At 44.7% G+C, this 16,409-nt stretch carries 15 protein-coding genes; 2 read left to right on the forward strand and 13 right to left on the reverse strand.

Annotated features, from left to right (window positions below; translation table 11 throughout):
- The first annotated feature begins 44 nt into the window (after positions 1-44).
- Positions 45-1,547: a glucose-6-phosphate dehydrogenase gene (gene zwf / locus LCM10_RS07045; RefSeq protein ID WP_224875430.1), complete on the forward strand. Its 1,503-nt coding sequence runs from the start codon at positions 45-47 to the stop codon at positions 1,545-1,547.
- 102 nt (positions 1,548-1,649) lie between these two features.
- Here zwf and gndA read toward each other — a convergent pair whose 3' ends face one another.
- The 6 genes from gndA to mce form a co-directional block, all read right to left on the reverse strand.
- Positions 1,650-3,059, reverse strand: a complete 1,410-nt coding sequence (gene gndA / locus LCM10_RS07050) for an NADP-dependent phosphogluconate dehydrogenase (protein WP_224875431.1) — start codon at positions 3,057-3,059, stop codon at positions 1,650-1,652.
- 260 nt (positions 3,060-3,319) lie between these two features.
- Positions 3,320-4,573, reverse strand: a complete 1,254-nt coding sequence (locus LCM10_RS07055) for a DNA polymerase IV (RefSeq protein ID WP_224875432.1) — start codon at positions 4,571-4,573, stop codon at positions 3,320-3,322.
- Positions 4,574-4,589: 16 nt separating this feature from the next.
- Positions 4,590-5,066: a chemotaxis protein CheW gene (locus tag LCM10_RS07060; RefSeq protein ID WP_224875433.1), complete on the reverse strand. Its 477-nt coding sequence runs from the start codon at positions 5,064-5,066 to the stop codon at positions 4,590-4,592.
- A gap of 186 nt (positions 5,067-5,252) precedes the next feature.
- Complete coding sequence (locus tag LCM10_RS07065) at positions 5,253-6,374, reverse strand: M20/M25/M40 family metallo-hydrolase (RefSeq protein WP_224875434.1); 1,122 nt, start codon at positions 6,372-6,374, stop codon at positions 5,253-5,255.
- 74 nt (positions 6,375-6,448) lie between these two features.
- Positions 6,449-7,996 (reverse strand): acyl-CoA carboxylase subunit beta, encoded by a 1,548-nt coding sequence (locus tag LCM10_RS07070; protein WP_224875435.1) that lies wholly within the window; start codon positions 7,994-7,996, stop codon positions 6,449-6,451.
- Positions 7,996-8,415, reverse strand: a complete 420-nt coding sequence (gene mce, locus LCM10_RS07075; protein ID WP_224875436.1) for a methylmalonyl-CoA epimerase — start codon at positions 8,413-8,415, stop codon at positions 7,996-7,998. Before mce ends, LCM10_RS07070 begins: the two co-directional genes overlap by 1 nt.
- A 190-nt stretch (positions 8,416-8,605) precedes the next feature.
- Between mce and prli42 the strand changes: the two genes are divergently transcribed.
- Positions 8,606-8,701 (forward strand): stressosome-associated protein Prli42, encoded by a 96-nt coding sequence (prli42, locus tag LCM10_RS07080; RefSeq protein WP_224875437.1) that lies wholly within the window; start codon positions 8,606-8,608, stop codon positions 8,699-8,701.
- Between the two features lie 147 nt (positions 8,702-8,848).
- On the opposite strand, the gene LCM10_RS07085 is transcribed toward prli42, so the two are convergent.
- The 7 genes from LCM10_RS07085 to scpA all read right to left on the reverse strand — a co-directional run bounded on the left by LCM10_RS07085 (position 8,849) and on the right by scpA (position 16,399).
- The gene (locus tag LCM10_RS07085; RefSeq protein ID WP_224875438.1) at positions 8,849-9,832 is read right to left on the reverse strand and encodes an aromatic acid exporter family protein; all 984 of its coding nucleotides are present in this window, start codon (positions 9,830-9,832) and stop codon (positions 8,849-8,851) included.
- A 111-nt stretch (positions 9,833-9,943) separates the two neighbouring features.
- Positions 9,944-10,660, reverse strand: coding sequence for an amino acid ABC transporter ATP-binding protein (locus LCM10_RS07090; RefSeq protein ID WP_224875439.1), 717 nt, complete (start codon positions 10,658-10,660; stop codon positions 9,944-9,946).
- Entirely contained in the window at positions 10,653-11,312 is a 660-nt protein-coding gene (locus LCM10_RS07095) for an amino acid ABC transporter permease (RefSeq protein ID WP_224875440.1), read from the reverse strand. Before LCM10_RS07095 ends, LCM10_RS07090 begins: the two co-directional genes overlap by 8 nt.
- 72 nt (positions 11,313-11,384) lie before the next feature.
- Positions 11,385-12,173, reverse strand: coding sequence for a transporter substrate-binding domain-containing protein (locus tag LCM10_RS07100; RefSeq protein WP_224875441.1), 789 nt, complete (start codon positions 12,171-12,173; stop codon positions 11,385-11,387).
- A gap of 208 nt (positions 12,174-12,381) precedes the next feature.
- Positions 12,382-12,819, reverse strand: coding sequence for a BrxA/BrxB family bacilliredoxin (locus tag LCM10_RS07105; protein ID WP_224875442.1), 438 nt, complete (start codon positions 12,817-12,819; stop codon positions 12,382-12,384).
- A 416-nt stretch (positions 12,820-13,235) separates the two neighbouring features.
- A complete protein-coding gene (meaB, locus tag LCM10_RS07110; RefSeq protein ID WP_224875443.1) occupies positions 13,236-14,267 on the reverse strand; it encodes a methylmalonyl Co-A mutase-associated GTPase MeaB in 1,032 nt (343 codons plus the stop codon).
- Entirely contained in the window at positions 14,267-16,399 is a 2,133-nt protein-coding gene (gene scpA, locus LCM10_RS07115) for a methylmalonyl-CoA mutase (RefSeq protein ID WP_224875653.1), read from the reverse strand. The genes meaB and scpA overlap by 1 nt, the downstream gene beginning before the upstream one ends.
- Positions 16,400-16,409: the final 10 nt, after the last annotated feature.

Below are 16,409 nucleotides of genomic sequence, written 5' to 3' on the forward strand. Positions count from 1 at the left end.
ATAAAAACAAAAGATCAGCAACAAGATAAAGTGAGGTCATAAACGTGAAAAAAACGAACACACCCTCTTCTCTGATCACGATTTTCGGAGCTACCGGGGATTTAGCAAAAAGAAAACTATATCCATCCCTTTATCATTTGTTCCGCAAAGGAAAAATCTCTGAAAAGTTTGCTGTCATCGGTGTCGGACGCCGTGACTGGTCAAATGAAGAGTTCCAGGAACATGTCCGGACTTCGGTACATAATGCCCTTGGTAACGATGATAACATCGATGGATTCGTTTCCCATTTCTACTATCATCAAAATGATTTATCGAATAATGATTCTTATCAGGCACAAAAGCAGCTCTCCGAAGAGTTGGACGAGCATTATCAACTTGAAGGCAACCGTATTTTCTATTTGGCGATGGCACCGGAATTCTTTGGTACCATCACTGAACAATTAAAGACACAAGGTTTGACGGATACAAAAGGGTTCCAGCGCTTAGTCATTGAAAAGCCTTTTGGACATGATTTGCCATCTGCTGAAGAATTGAATGCCCACATCAGGGAGTCATTTTCAGAAGATCAGATTTACCGTATCGACCACTATCTTGGTAAAGAAATGGTGCAAAACATCGAAGTCATCCGTTTTGCCAATGCCATGTTCGAACCACTATGGAACAATCGATACATTTCAAACATCCAAGTGACTTCCTCTGAAGAACTCGGAGTTGAAGAGCGTGGGCGCTATTATGAAAAAAGCGGCGCACTAAGAGATATGGTTCAAAATCATATGCTTCAGATGGTGGCCCTGCTTGCGATGGAACCGCCGATCAAGTTGACGACTGAAGAAATCAGAAGTGAAAAAGTACGGGTATTAAGAGCCCTCCGCCCGTTTGAGGCAGAAGAAGTGAAGGACTATTTTGTCCGCGGTCAATATGGACCTGGTACTTCAAAAGGGGAGAAAGTGAAAGGATATCGCGAAGCCGACAACGTGGATGACTTATCCAACACCGAAACATTCGTTGCCGGAAAGCTGATGATTGATAATTTCCGTTGGGCGGGTGTTCCTTTCTATATCCGCACAGGTAAGCGTATGGCGGCCAAATCAACGAAGATTGTGATTCAGTTCAAAGATATCCCGATGAATCTATACTATAATACAGACAAGCCACTGGCACCGAATCTTCTTGTGATTCACATTCAGCCTGAAGAAGGAATCACGTTGCACCTGAACGTGAAGAAATCCGGACAGAACATCGAAACGACTCCGGTCAAGCTGAACTTTGCCAATACGAGTGTCGATGGAATGAATACTCCAGAAGCATACGAAAAGCTGTTGAATGACTGCTTGCGTGGGGACGCGACTAATTTCACTCACTGGGATGAAGTGAAGCTTTCATGGGCATTTGTCGATAAAATCTCTGAAGTATGGGAGAAAACAAGGGATGAACAATTCCCGAATTATGATTCAGGTTCCATGGGACCAAAGGCGGCCGATAACCTACTCGCCAAAGACGGTTATTACTGGTGGCCGATAGCGGACTTGGATGTAGAACAGTGCTAAATGAATTCTCATCCGATCATCACCAAGATGAGTGATGATCGGATGAAACTAAAAAACGACCAAGGATTAATCCCTGGTCGTTTTTTCATGTCCACAAAAAATTTATTTCATCCATTCAGTATGGAACGTTCCTTCTTTATCGACACGTTGATACGTATGTGCACCAAAATAATCGCGTTGGGCCTGGATCAAGTTTGCCGGAAGGGTTTCTGTGCGATAGCTGTCATAGTAAGAAAGAGCAGCAGAGAAACCTGGCACAGGCACACCATTTTGTACCGCAACGGATATGACTTCGCGGAGCGCATATTGGTAGCTTTCCACAATCTCTTTAAAGTAAGGATCGAGAAGAAGGTTAGAAAGATTCGATTCGCGATCATACGCTTCCTTGATTTTTTGAAGGAATTGAGCCCGGATGATGCAGCCTCCACGGAAGATCATCGCAATGTCGCCGTATTGAAGGTTCCAGTCATATTCATCGCTCGCTGCACGCATTTGTGCGAATCCTTGTGCATAGGAACAGATTTTACTCATATACAGCGCTTTTCTGATTGATTCGATGAGGGCTTCCTTATCTCCCTTGAACGCTCCTGCATCTGGTCCCTTTAACATTTTACTTGCCTTGACACGTTCATCTTTGATGGCTGAAATGAAACGGGCAAACACCGATTCAGTGATGATCGGCAAGGATACTCCAAGATCAAGGGCGCTTTGACTCGTCCATTTCCCGGTACCTTTTTGTCCCGCTTTATCGAGGATGACATCGACCATCGGTTTGCCAGTTTCATCGTCTTTCTTCGTAAAGATATCGGCCGTGATTTCTATCAGATAGCTGTCAAGTTCCCCTTTGTTCCATTCCGCGAATACTTCATGAAGTTCTTCAGCGCTCAGTCCGAGAACGTTCTTCATCAAGAAGTACGATTCTGCTATGAGCTGCATGTCACCGTATTCAATTCCATTATGGACCATCTTCACATAATGACCTGCACCATCAGGACCGATATACGTTGTGCAGGCTTCGCCATTTACTTTCGCTGCAATATCCTTCAGGATCGGAGCGACCAGATCATACGCTTCTTTTTGACCGCCTGGCATGATTGATGGTCCCGTAAGCGCTCCTTCTTCTCCCCCGGATACCCCGGTTCCGATAAAGTGGATACCCGATTCACTCAGTTCCCCATTACGTCTTCTCGTATCTTCAAAGAATGTATTTCCTCCATCGATCAGGATATCACCTTTTTCGAGGAAAGGTTTCAATTGATCGATTGTAGCATCCGTTGCTTTACCCGCTTTCACCATGAGAAGGATCTTTCGTGGCTTCTCTAGGGAGTTGACGAACTCTTCAATGGAATATGTAGGAACAATCTTTTTTCCATTGGATTCTTTCACCATTTCATCCGTCTTTTCACGGGAGCGATTATATACAGACACAGAATATCCTCTGCTTTCAATATTCCATGCAAGGTTTTTCCCCATTACTGCTAAACCGATAACACCGATTTCTTGCTGAGACATATCAGTCATCGTCCTTTCTGTGTATGTTTATGCTGTTTCTTCACTTTGTTCAGGTTTATCTTCAGGTGACCCTCTCTCCTATGGATTGTCCACTCCAGCTTTCGAATCACCAACCTGAACAGCGCCTATTTGTTATTGGATCAGCTTACTTACCAAAGACGTCAGACAATCCATTTCAATCTAACAAGAATGCATCATTGATGCAACTAATCCGATTCAAGGGAACAAGGCATGCCGTTTCTTCCGTGTTAGGATGCCCATTATTCGCGTAAGAAGTCCTTATTGAAACTTGTATCCCGTTCTTTATCATGAATGGGCTTCTTATCTTTGCCCTTGACCCCTTTCGTAATCGAGTCTTTCCCAAATTTCTCCTGTAATTGAGACAGAACATCATAAAGAGGTTCCTTCTTGGCTTCCTTTTCGTATGAAAAGATGTCAAGCTGTTCGGTCGCTTCACCTTTTTCCAGCAAATCCTGGACAGTCACACCAAGAAGACGGACCGGATCACCGTTCCAATGTTTCATGAACAGTTCCCGGGCATAGTGAGAAAGATCTTCTTTATTCATGACCGGATTCTCCACTTTCCTGCTTCTTGTAATCGTCTTACGGAACTTATCCCGAATCATGATCTGGACGGTCGTCCCCACTACATCCTTTTGCTTCAACCTGGCGGATACTTTGCTGCACAGCTTATCAATGGTGGAAAGGAGATCATTCTGATTGGTCGTATCCCTTGGGAGGGTAGTCGAATTCCCGACGCTTTTATAATCATAAATAGAATCAGGGTCCACTGGCCTTTTATCTTCCCCATTCGCTTTTTCTTTAAGCCTTAGACCGTTAATCCCAAGTAATGATTTAAGCTGGATATCATTTGCATAGGCTAGATCTTTGCACGTCTCTACGCCAATGCCCTTCAACTTTTCCGCTGTCTTCGCACCGACACCGTGCATTTCAATGACCGGAAGCGGCCAGAGCCTTGCAGGTATATCCCTTTTTCGGAGGACGGTGATGCCCATTGGCTTCTTCATATCGGAAGCAGTCTTCGCCAAGAATTTGTTTGGGGCTATGCCAATCGAGCAAGGCAGATCCAGCTGACTTTTAATCTGTGCTTGAATGGAAGAAGCGATCTCGATTGGGGTACCCAGTTCTTGGGAATCGGTGATATCGATGTACCCTTCATCAATGGATACCGGTTCCACAAGGTGCGAATACTGTCTCAGGATATCGAACATCCCTTTCGAAGCGGACCGATACCGATCGAAATTCGGGGTCATGATGATCAAATCAGGGCACAGCTTCTTCGCTTCCCAGAGTGGCATTGTCGTTTTCACACCAAAGCTTCGTGCTTCATAGCTGCAGGTCACGATTATGCCTTTTCTTTCCTTTGGATTACCGGCTATCGCGAGCGGTTTTCCCTTCAGACTAGGATCATAAGCCATCTCCACCGATGCATAAAAGCTATTCATATCAACATGCAGGATGACTCTTCCATTCTTTGGGTAAAATGCATTCATAAAATCATGTCTTTCATCACTGATTTTGTAGTGTTTTTTCCTTCAATACATAGTCCGTAATTTCCTTGATGCCTTCCAAACTGTTCACCAAAACCTGTGGATCGATCCTTGTGATCATTCGATCGTCAAGATTAATGACACTATCGAAATAGGTTGTCTTTGAATAGGCCAGGAGCCCGACATCCGTGATGGATGAGTCGGCTACTTCCAGGATTTCCTTCGCTTCTTTCACGACTAGTCCAACCTGCAGATCTGCCGTTTTTACAACCAGCAAAAATAGACCATCTCTAACATTCAATGGTTCATCATACAGAATGGATGACAGATCCAATACAGGAACCAGTTCATTCCTTACCTTTACTAGTCCTGTTACGTAAGCAGGCAAATGAGGGATGGGATTTACTCCTTCAAGCTTTTCGATCGAAACGATATGTTCGATCCCAATTGCGTATTCTTCCCTACCTGCATGGAAAACGACTACTTTTGTCAACATGAGTGTTGTCCCCTCTCAACTTCTGTAATGTAATTCTAATGTACCATATTTTAGCTGTTTTTGAGAGATTTAAGACCTCCCACCTTCAAACCACTATTATAGAAGCGGCTGTGAATATAACAAGAAGTGCCCATCAACTTCATTGTTAATGGACACTTCTCCGAACGGGCAAGAATATGAATCTTTTTATTCAGCGACTTCCTGAATGATCGCAACGACCATTTCAGCAAGTTTGTTCAATTCTTTCACAGGCATTCTCTCATTCTTCGTGTGGATTTCCTCATAGCCCACCGCTAAGTTAACAGTCGGTACCCCGAAGCCAGCGATGACATTTGCATCACTTCCGCCTCCGCTTGTAAGCAATTCACTTGGGCGGCCGATTTTCTTTGCAGCACGTTTTGCAATTTCAACCACTTCGTCTCCATCGCTGAATTTGAAACCTGGGTACATGACATGCACTTCAACTTCGGCACTTCCTCCCATTTCCTCAGCAGCCGTTACGAATGCTTCCTTCATTTTTTCAACCTGGGCTTCCATCTTTTCAGGGACCAATGAACGAGCTTCTGCCAGGATATCCACTTGATCGCACACGATATTCGTTGCTTTACCGCCTTCGAAACGTCCGATATTCGCAGTCGTTTCTTCGTCGATGCGCCCCAGCGGCATTTTCGCAATGGCTTTCGCTGCAATCGTAATGGCAGATACACCTTTTTCAGGTGCAACTCCAGCATGAGCGGTCTTTCCATAAATCGTCGCAAGGACTTTCGCCTGTGTTGGAGCTGCCACGATGATATTACCGACTTCACCATCAGAATCAAGGGCAAATCCATATTTCGCTTTGACGAGTGAAGAATCCAGTGCCTTTGCACCAACGAGTCCTGACTCTTCACCGACAGTGATGATGAACTGGATATCACCATGTGAAATATTTTGTTCCTTCAAGACTCTTACGGCTTCGATCATCGTTGCAAGCCCGGCTTTATCATCTGCTCCAAGGATTGTTGTTCCGTCAGAATAGATATAGCCATCTTCCTTCAGGGTCGGTTTGACTCCTTTGGCAGGGACGACCGTATCCATGTGGGACGTGAAATAAATAGTGTCAACGCCCTCCTTATCCCCTTTCAGGTTACAGATGAGATTTCCTGCACCGTGTCCTGTTTCACCCATCGTGTCATCTTCATAAACATCCACGCCAAGGTCAGTGAATTTCTTCGTCAGGACCTTTGCAATTTCTGCTTCATCTTTCGTTTCTGAATCGATTTGTACCAATTCCAAAAATTCATTTAATAGACGTTCTTGATTTATCATTAGGTCGACCTCCACAATATGTATTCACTGTACTAGTATATCGTGAATATGAATGCCGGACAAATAAAGTTCCTTTACAGCGGGATATTTCCGTGTTTTTTCCGTGGCCGTTCTTCCTTCTTGTTCCTCATCATTTCAAGACCTTGGATCAGCTTAATACGGGTCTCACGTGGATCGATGACGTCGTCGACCATTCCCCTAGAAGCCGCAACGTAAGGGTTGGCAAATTTTTCACGATATTCTTCGATTTTCTGTTCCCTGAGCTGCTCAGGATTTTCACTGCCTGCAATTTCCCTAGCAAATATGATGTTGGCTGCTCCTTGTGGTCCCATGACGGCAATTTCTGCATTTGGCCAAGCAAAAACAAGATCGGCACCGATCGATTTACTATTCAACGCCACATACGCCCCGCCATACGCCTTCCGTAAGATGACTGTCATCTTCGGAACGGTTGCCTCAGAGTAGGCATAAAGGATCTTGGCACCATGGCGGATGATCCCGCCGTGCTCCTGCTTGATTCCAGGGAAAAAGCCGGTCACATCTTCAAACGTAATTAGTGGAATATTGAAAGAATCACAGAAACGGATGAATCTTGACGCTTTATCCGAAGAATCAATATCCAAACCACCAGCCATGAACTTCGGTTGATTACATACTAGCCCCACTACTTCGCCCTTTATGCGGGCAAGTCCGACTACAATATTCTTCGCGAACTCCTTTTGTACCTCCATGAAGCTGTCTTCATCAACAATCTCATTGATGACGGTCCTCACATCATAAGGACGGACTGCGTCGAAAGGAATCAAGTCTGTCAGATTGGAACGATAGTCATCTTCCTCTGAAGCTTCAAGACGTGGAGGCTTCTCCTCATTATTCTGAGGGAGATAGCTTAATAACCTGCGTACTTCGAGAAGCACTTCATCCTCTGTTTTCCCCCTGAAGTGAGCATTGCCACTGATCGTGTTGTGTACTTTCGCCCCGCCAAGGTCTTCCGAACTGATCTTCTCCCCGGTAACCGTTTCGATTACTTTAGGACCCGTGATGAACATTTGGCTTGTCTCATCCACCATAAAGACAAAATCGGTGATGGCAGGGGAATACACCGCTCCTCCTGCGCAAGGACCCATGATGACCGAAATTTGCGGAATCACTCCTGAATAAATGGAATTCCGGTAGAATATATGGCCATAACCGTCCAGGGACACGACTCCCTCCTGGATACGGGCACCGCCAGAATCATTCAACCCGATGAAGGGAGCCCCGTTTTTCACGGCCAGATCCATGACGTGGGAGATTTTCTTCGCATGCATTTCTCCAAGTGCACCGCCGAACACGGTAAAATCCTGTGAAAAGAGGTAAATCGGTTTTCCATTCACTTTTCCGTAACCAGTCACTACGCCGTCGCCGGGGCCATTCACTTCGTTCAACCCGAAATCCGAACACCTATGCTCAATGAAAGGGTTCAATTCAACGAAACTACCCGGATCGACAAGGATATCGATTCTTTCCCTTGCCGTCAGCTTTCCTTTTTCATGCTGTTTATCGATTTTTGCATCCCCGCCACCAAGTTCTACTTCTCTCCTGCGGTCATATAATTCGTTAATTTTTTCATAGATATCCATTATGAAAGATCCTCCCTGATGTTTGATTTATCACAAAGTTCATAGAGCACGCCGTGCGAGGATTTTGGGTGCATGAATGCAACCATGGCACCGCCAGCACCCGGTTTAGCCGTTTCATTGATCATGTTGACACCTTTTTCACGCAGCTCGTTGATGCGCTGGTCGATTCCTTCCACTCCAAAGGCAACATGATGGATCCCTTCGCCTTTTTTTTCGATGAACTTAGCAATGGGGCTTTCATTATGTAAAGGTTCCAGTAACTCTAATTTAATATTTCCCCCATCAATAAAAGCTACCTTTACACCTTCTGTTTCAACTTCTTCAATCTTCATTACATTCAAACCAAGCGTTTGTTCATAAAATGGAAGAACATGGTCAATTGATGATACCGCTATCCCGATGTGATCCACTTTGTTCATTCTTACCATCCCCCAACTGTATTTCTGCTACTTCACACTCTACCCATTCGACTCTGCATGTCGAAATTCCTGCTGATTCCTCGAAATAGTAAAGCGTTTTCTTTAAATGGACAGGTTGTTTTATTGACGGGTAAACGATAAAATATGGGTATATATTGTTCCAGATAGAAGGAAAGAATGGAGAGATAAAATGGGTAACAAAAAGATGCAAAAGCTTGTTGTGTATTTGATGCTGTTTGCCATGATTGCCTCCACCATCATGGCAGGGCTTACGTTCTTATTATAGAGTCATCGATCATCAAAAAAGGAATTGCCCACTGACTTGTTTTAGCAGTGGGCAATTCCTTTTTTGTACATGTTCAAAGAAGATTTTCATGCGCGAGAAGTGGGACAATCGAGACTTGTCTAGGTTGAGGGAATCACGTCCACAATTTCAGGTAAGGTGAACGTCCCTTTTCCTTTCCCCTTTCTGGATGCCTTTGAAGGAACTTTTTATAAGTAGATATTGTTCCATTTCCCGGACAAATTGATAAAGGGCCGCGCGCACTTCGAATTCTTCACGTGTTTTAGGCAATTCCATTTGTTCAAACTCCACTTTCATATCATAAAGCTTTTTCAAATAGAATAAGGCCGTATTTCCCGGATGAATATGCTGGCTGAGCTCTTCAAGGAACTGTGCGATTTTCTTTCCAGGTTCTACCTCTAGTGAGATGGAAGCAGCGATCGGCAGGATCCGCTGCAGGATTTCAAATTGCTTCTCCCTCATCTTGAAATAAATGTAATAAATGTCTTCATGGCGGAGAAAATGGTTTTCAACTTCTTTAAATGCAAGGTTCTTTGCTTCTTTCAAGAGCTCTTCCGTTTCGGTGATTTCCCTTCCATCCCAATCACTCTCATTCGTTTTAAGATGATTGATCAGTTCGCAGAAAATCTTGTAGAAATTCTCCTCAATTTTCACTTGATAGTCTTCCAGCTTCGTTTCCACGCTCGGCATATATAAGTTCATGATAAGGGCAATTCCAATCCCGATCACAATGATTCCAAGCTCGTTTTCGAACAGCCCCAATGTAACGTTGCCGGCTGAATAGATATGTAGGATGATGACGGAGCTCGTGACAATCCCTTCTTTGATCCCAAGCGTTACGGTTGTCGGGATGAACACCAGGAGAAGAAGGCCGATCACGACCGGATGATAGGCGATGAATTCAAAAAATGCCGCTGAAAAGAGCATTGCTATGATGCATGCAAGGAAACGGCTGGTCGAAGCCTTGACAGACTTTTTCTTTGTATTCTGTATGCAGAGGATGGTCAAGATCCCCGCAGATACAAAATTATCCAAATGGAACATTTGAGCGATACTGATCGCCAGGGCAGTCCCGATCCCGGTTTTGAGTGTACGATATCCTATACGAAACATGAATCTTCTCCTAACCGATCAAATGATTCTTTAAGAATACCATATCGAAGCGTTAACAAAAAAGAAGGATGACCCAAATGGTCATCCTTCTTCTCTATCGGCTTGAACTCGCTACAGTACTTTCTCCAGGAATTCTTTCGCCCTTTCGCTTTTCGGTTGTTGAAAAAATTCTGCAGGCATGCCTTCCTCGACAATCATGCCATCATCCATAAAAATGACCCTGTCTGCCACTTCTTTCGCAAATCCCATTTCATGGGTGACGATGATCATGGTCATCCCGCTTTGAGCAAGATCCTTCATGACCGCCAACACTTCCTTTACCATTTCCGGATCAAGTGCAGATGTCGGCTCGTCGAATAACATGACTTTCGGTTCCATGGCCAGGGCACGGGCAATCGCAACACGCTGCTTCTGCCCCCCTGAAAGACGATTGGGATATTCTGCACTCTTTTCTTTCAGACCTACTTTCGATAATAAATCCATCCCGAGCTTTTCCGCTTTGTCACGCTTCACTTTCTTCACTTTCATCGGTGAATAGATGACATTGTCGAGGACGGTCTTGTGCGGGAAAAGGTGAAAATGTTGAAAGACCATCCCGACTTCCTGACGGATTTGACCGACATTCTTGTCGTTCAAATCCTGTCCTTGAAATTGAATGGACCCACTGCTAGGTTTCTCTAAATGATTCAGGCATCTCAGCAATGTCGATTTCCCCGAACCGGATGGTCCGATGACCGCCAGTACCTCACCTTTCTCAACCGTCAAGTCGATACCCTTCAAAACGTTCAGTGCACCAAATGATTTATTGATCCCGGTTCCTTTAATCATTCCCTTTCAATCTCCTTTCCAGACCTTTCCCAAGAAGCGTCAATACCATGACCATTACATAATAAATGAGTCCCGCAAGCAGCAACGGCTCGAAGAATGAATACAGGTCGCTTCCCACCATGTATGATCTCCTCATTACATCCATCGCCCCGATGACAGTGACGATCGCTGATTCCTTGGTCAATGTGATGAATTCATTCATCAGGGCAGGAAGGATGTTCTTGATTGCCTGTGGCAGGATGATATCCATCATCGTTTGTCTATATGGGATCCCAAGGGCCATGGCAGCTTCCTTTTGTCCTTTATCCACGGCATTGATGCCAGCTCGGATGATTTCTGAGATATATGCAGCTGAATTCAGGGAAAATGATAATATTGCCGCTGCATAAGGTTCGATCTGTGTACCGAAAAGCTGTGGTGATCCATAAAAGATGATCATCAATTGAAGAACGAGTGGCGTCCCCCTGAAGATTGAAGTATATGCATCGGCAAACCACATTAACGGTTTGATCGAGCTGATTTTCAAAAGTGATAATATGATTCCGAATAAGAATCCTAATACACCTGCCGCCCCGACAATCAACAACGTCACTTTCAATCCTTCAAGGATGAAGGGAATGGATGGCAGCAGCTGTGCAAAATCCAGTTTCAATGTTAAAACCCCCAACTCACTCAATAAAGTAAGAAAGGCCAACCTTGTGGCAGGTCAGCCTTCTATTCCGTTTTACTCTTCTTTACCGTTGAACCACTTTTCGGCCAACTTATCCAATTCGCCATTGTCTTTTAGCTTTTTCAAGGCTGTGTTGAATTCTTCTGTCATGTCACTGTCTTTCGGGAAAGCGATCGCAGATCCCGCTTCTTCCTCGTTGACCTCCATCGTGGTCCCTTGAAGTTCCTCGTTTTTCTCCAAATATCCATTTGCCACTGTATTTTCTATGATGATCGCATCGAATCGGCCGTTTTGAAGATCCTGGATGAGTTCAGGGATTCGGTCTCTCGTTTCCACTTTCAGATCAATGGATTTTGCGATTTCATCAGCTTCATCCTGTTGGATCGACCCTAATTGAACGCCTACCGTTTTCCCTTTCAATCCTTCTTCGTCGGTGATTCCACTCTCTTTTTTTGCAATGATCATATTCTTTGCGGTGTAATAGACCTCACTGAAATCTACATTCTTCTTACGTTCAGCAGTAGGTGTCATCGCTGAAAGCACGAAATCCACTTGACCCGTTTTAAGGGCTGTGATCAATCCACTGAATTCCATATCTTTGATTTCAACCTCATACCCCAATTCATCTGCAAGCATATTGGCAAGATCGATGTCATACCCAATGAACTCATCACTATTTGCAGTGTCCACATATTCAAATGGCTTATAATCGGCGGATGTACCCATCACCAATTTCTTGGAATCTCCAGAAGCTTTGTCCGCACCGTTACTGTCTGTGCCACATGCAGCAAGGCTAAAGGATAGTACTAGTAAAATAAAAATGAATGATAATGACTTCTTCAATTTGTCTTCCTCCTTGTTTTGAATAAATATTTATATATTTGTATATTAATTAGTATAGTAGTAGTTTAACATCTTTATATATTTATGCAATAACTTTTATATTTATAAATTAATGTTTGTATTTTCTGAAAATTATCTAGCGTAAAGACACCTGATAATAAAAAAAGACCTGATAGAGTGTTCTCTATCAGGTCTTTACTATGAATGTTTATACTTCTTCACAATACTCATCAAAGTAGGATTGCAGTTTGTTCACAACCGACATCGGGTCGTGACCTTCGATTTCATGTCTTTCCACCATGGTCATCAACTTCCCATCCTTCAGAAGGGCGAAAGAAGGGGAGGATGGCGGATAGCCTGTAAAATAGCTACGTGCTTTAGCCGTTGCCTCTTTATCCTGACCTGCAAATACCGTTACCAGCTGGTCGGGGCGCTTATCATAATGGATGCTATGAGCCGCTGCCGGACGGGCGATGCCTCCAGCACATCCACATACAGAGTTGATCATGACAAGTGTTGTTCCCTGCTTGGCAAAAGCCTGGTCCACTTCTTCCTCTGTTGTTAATTGAGCATAGCCTGACGCTTCCATTTCTTGGCGGGCCTGGCGGACAATATCGTTCATAAATAGATTGAAATCCATTTCCATAATTGGACTCTCCTTTTCAATGCACTATGTTATCACTCTTCACTGTTTACGAAGTTTGATGTATCACCATCATAACAAGTTTGACCCTTTATTTTCAATTGAAAATGATTGATTCCTAAACAAATCATATCTATTAATTTGATCGCCGCTGTTGATTTCCGTGCAAGACTTCGCTTTCCGCGGGTGACCCGCGAGCTTCCTCGTCGCTTTCGCTCCTGTGGGGTCTCACATTAGTCACTTCTCCCGCATGAGTCTTCGTCTTGCACTACAATCAACAGCTGGAACGAGTTAAGAAAAAGTTTAGCAGAGCTCGAGAATAGAGAGTAATAATTATGTCCTCACTAACAATCTACAATGTTTAATTAAATCCATAGAGAATCTTGGAGCTTAGCCATTGACTTCAACTTATAAAAGGATCAAGGCTGTTTATAAAGATGAAGCAGCTCTTCGATTGCTTTCGAAGTGGTAAGGGAACCTTTCTTCACCTTTTCCTCCATTTGCGGAACGGCTGGTTTTACTCTTTCATCGAGGAAGAAGTCTGATAGGATACGATCCTTTAACATTGTATAGAACCATTCCTTCTTTTGAAGGGTCCTCCTGTCCTGAAAACTGCCTATTTCTTTTGTTTGCTTTTCAAATTCCTTTATAACATCCCATAAATCCCTCAAACCGCTTTTCTCAAGGGCTGAGCATGTATATGCCCTTGAACTCCATCCTTTTGTTGCCGGTACGAGAAAGTGGAGGATCTGGTTGAGTTCCCGCTTCGTTTTTTCGGCAAGCGGCTTATTGTCTCCATCCGCCTTATTGACGACCATGGCATCTGCAAGTTCCATGATGCCCTTTTTCATCCCTTGCAGCTCATCCCCTGCTCCTGTGATGGCAAGTAAAAGGAAAAAGTCAACCATTTGCCTGACCATGACTTCACTTTGACCGACGCCGACGGTTTCAATGATGATGATGTCGTAGCCGGCCGCTTCGCACAGAAGCAGGGTTTCATTCGTTTTTCGATGGACACCGCCTAGGGTCCCTGCCGTCGGGGACGGCCTGACAAAGGCTTTCGGGTTTTTGGATAGTTGCTCCATCCTTGTCTTATCCCCTAAAATGCTGCCCCCGGATAAAGAAGAGCTCGGATCGATGGCAAGGACCGCGACCCTATGCCCTTGATGGCACAGCATCTCGCCAAACGCTTCGATGAACGTGCTTTTTCCCGCACCCGGGACTCCAGTGATGCCGATCCTCAGGCTGTTACCTGTATGGGGCATCACTTCCCCAAGAAGTTCTTGCCCCCATTCGTAATGATGAGAGGCATTACTTTCAATCAACGTGATTGCTTTGGCGAGGGAACTGCGGTTTCCGTCGAGGATCCCTTTCTTCAATGTTGTGATACTGATGGAATCTTGTTTTTTCTTTACGAATCTCCGTTTTTTTTCCGGATATTGGCTGTTCATTAGTCGGTCACTTCCTCATAACCGAGCACTTCATAAATTTCCTTAATCACCTTCTGTGCAGCGACAGGGATGATCGTTCCCGGACCAAAGACGGCTGACGCACCATTGTTCAACAAGAATTCATAATCCTTCGCCGGGATGACTCCTCCCACGACAATGAGTATATCTTCTCTACCTAGTTTTTTGAGTTCCGCCGAAAGCTGAGGCAGGAGCGTTTTATGTCCGGCTGCAAGTGAACTGAAGCCAATCACATGAACATCGTTTTCGACTGCCTGCAATGCCGTTTCCTCCGGCGTTTGGAACAGAGGCCCGATATCAACATCGAATCCAAGATCTGCAAACGCGGTGGAAATCACCTTCGCTCCCCGGTCGTGTCCATCCTGTCCCATTTTTGCAATCAGGATACGAGGTCTCCTCCCCTCATTCTCAAAGAATTCTTCCGTCATTTCCTGAACGACTTCAATTTCCTGTTCATTCGAGAAATTTGAGCTATACACGCCGCTGATACTCCTGATCGTCGCTTTATGCCTGCCCGATACTTTTTCCACCGCATCAGAGATTTCTCCTAATGTGGCTCTTCTTCGTGCTGCTTCCACTGCTTTTTCCAGGAGGTTTCCTTCGCCTGTTTCGGCTGCTTTTGTCAAAGCATCCAGGGCCCTTACAACTTCTTCATCATTTCTCTCTTCTTTTAACTTCTGTATTCTCTCAATCTGTTTCTTTCTGACGGCTGTATTATCAATATCAAGCGTTTCAATCTCATCCTCTTTATCAAGGCGATACTTATTCACTCCAATGATCGATTCATTACCTGAATCAATCATTGCCTGCCTTCTGGCTGCTGCTTCCTCGATCCTCATTTTCGGCAGTCCTGTTTCAATCGCTTTCGTCATGCCACCAAGCTCTTCAATCTCTTCGATATGCTCCCAAGCTTTCTCCATAAGCTGTTCTGTCAATGATTCAACATAATAGGAACCTGCCCATGGGTCAATGACTTTCGTGATACCCGTTTCTTCCTGAAGATACAATTGCGTATTGCGGGCGATCCGTGCCGAGAAATCAGTCGGTAAGGCGATGGCTTCATCCAAGGCGTTGGTATGAAGGGACTGGGTATGCCCCATTGCTGCCGCATGAGCTTCAATCAACGTACGGGTTACATTGTTGAATGGATCTTGTTCCGTCAAGCTCCATCCTGATGTCTGGGAATGGGTTCTGAGCGCCATCGATTTAGGGTTCTTCGGATTGAACGTTTTCATCATTTTCGCCCAGATCCTTCTTGCCGCCCTCATCTTCGCCACTTCCATGAAGTAGTTCATCCCGACAGCCCAGAAGAAAGAAAGGCGCGGGGCGAAAGAGTCAATGTCAATCCCTGCTTTCAGTCCTGTCCTGACGTATTCAAGCCCGTCCGCTAATGTGTAGGCAAGCTCGATGTCCGCAGGCGCCCCGGCTTCCTGCATATGATAGCCTGAGATACTGATGCTGTTAAATTTCGGCATGTTCTTGGACGTGTATTCAAAGATATCCGCAATGATTTTCATGGATGTTCCCGGCGGATAGATATAAGTGTTCCTCACCATGTATTCTTTTAAAATATCATTCTGAATGGTGCCTGACAGTTTTTCCTGGGAAACCCCTTGCTCTTCGGCGGTGACGATATAGAATGCCAAGATCGGCAGGACAGCTCCATTCATTGTCATCGATACCGACATTTGATCAAGCGGGATACCGTCAAACAATATCTTCATGTCCAGGATTGAATCAATCGCAACCCCCGCTTTCCCAACGTCGCCGACCACCCGTGGATGGTCTGAATCATATCCCCGGTGGGTCGCTAAATCAAAAGCCACTGACAGTCCCTTCTGTCCCATGCTTAAATTTCTTCTGTAAAACGCATTGCTTTCCTCTGCAGTGGAAAATCCGGCATACTGCCTGACCGTCCATGGCCTGTTCACATACATGGTCGGATATGGACCTCTTGTGTATGGTGCAAGTCCAGGCAGATCTTGACGATGAGGGATATCTTTTGTGTCCTCCTCCGTGTAGAGGGACTTAATCGTTAGTTTCTCATTTGTTTCATAGGTCCTGCTTGGAGCAGAAAAACGTTCCGCCTCCTTCGTTTGTGAGTACGGATCCATTGCCTGCCAG

This window comes from Rossellomorea aquimaris, assembly GCF_020171925.1.
Classification (GTDB): domain Bacteria; phylum Bacillota; class Bacilli; order Bacillales; family Bacillaceae_B; genus Rossellomorea; species Rossellomorea aquimaris_F.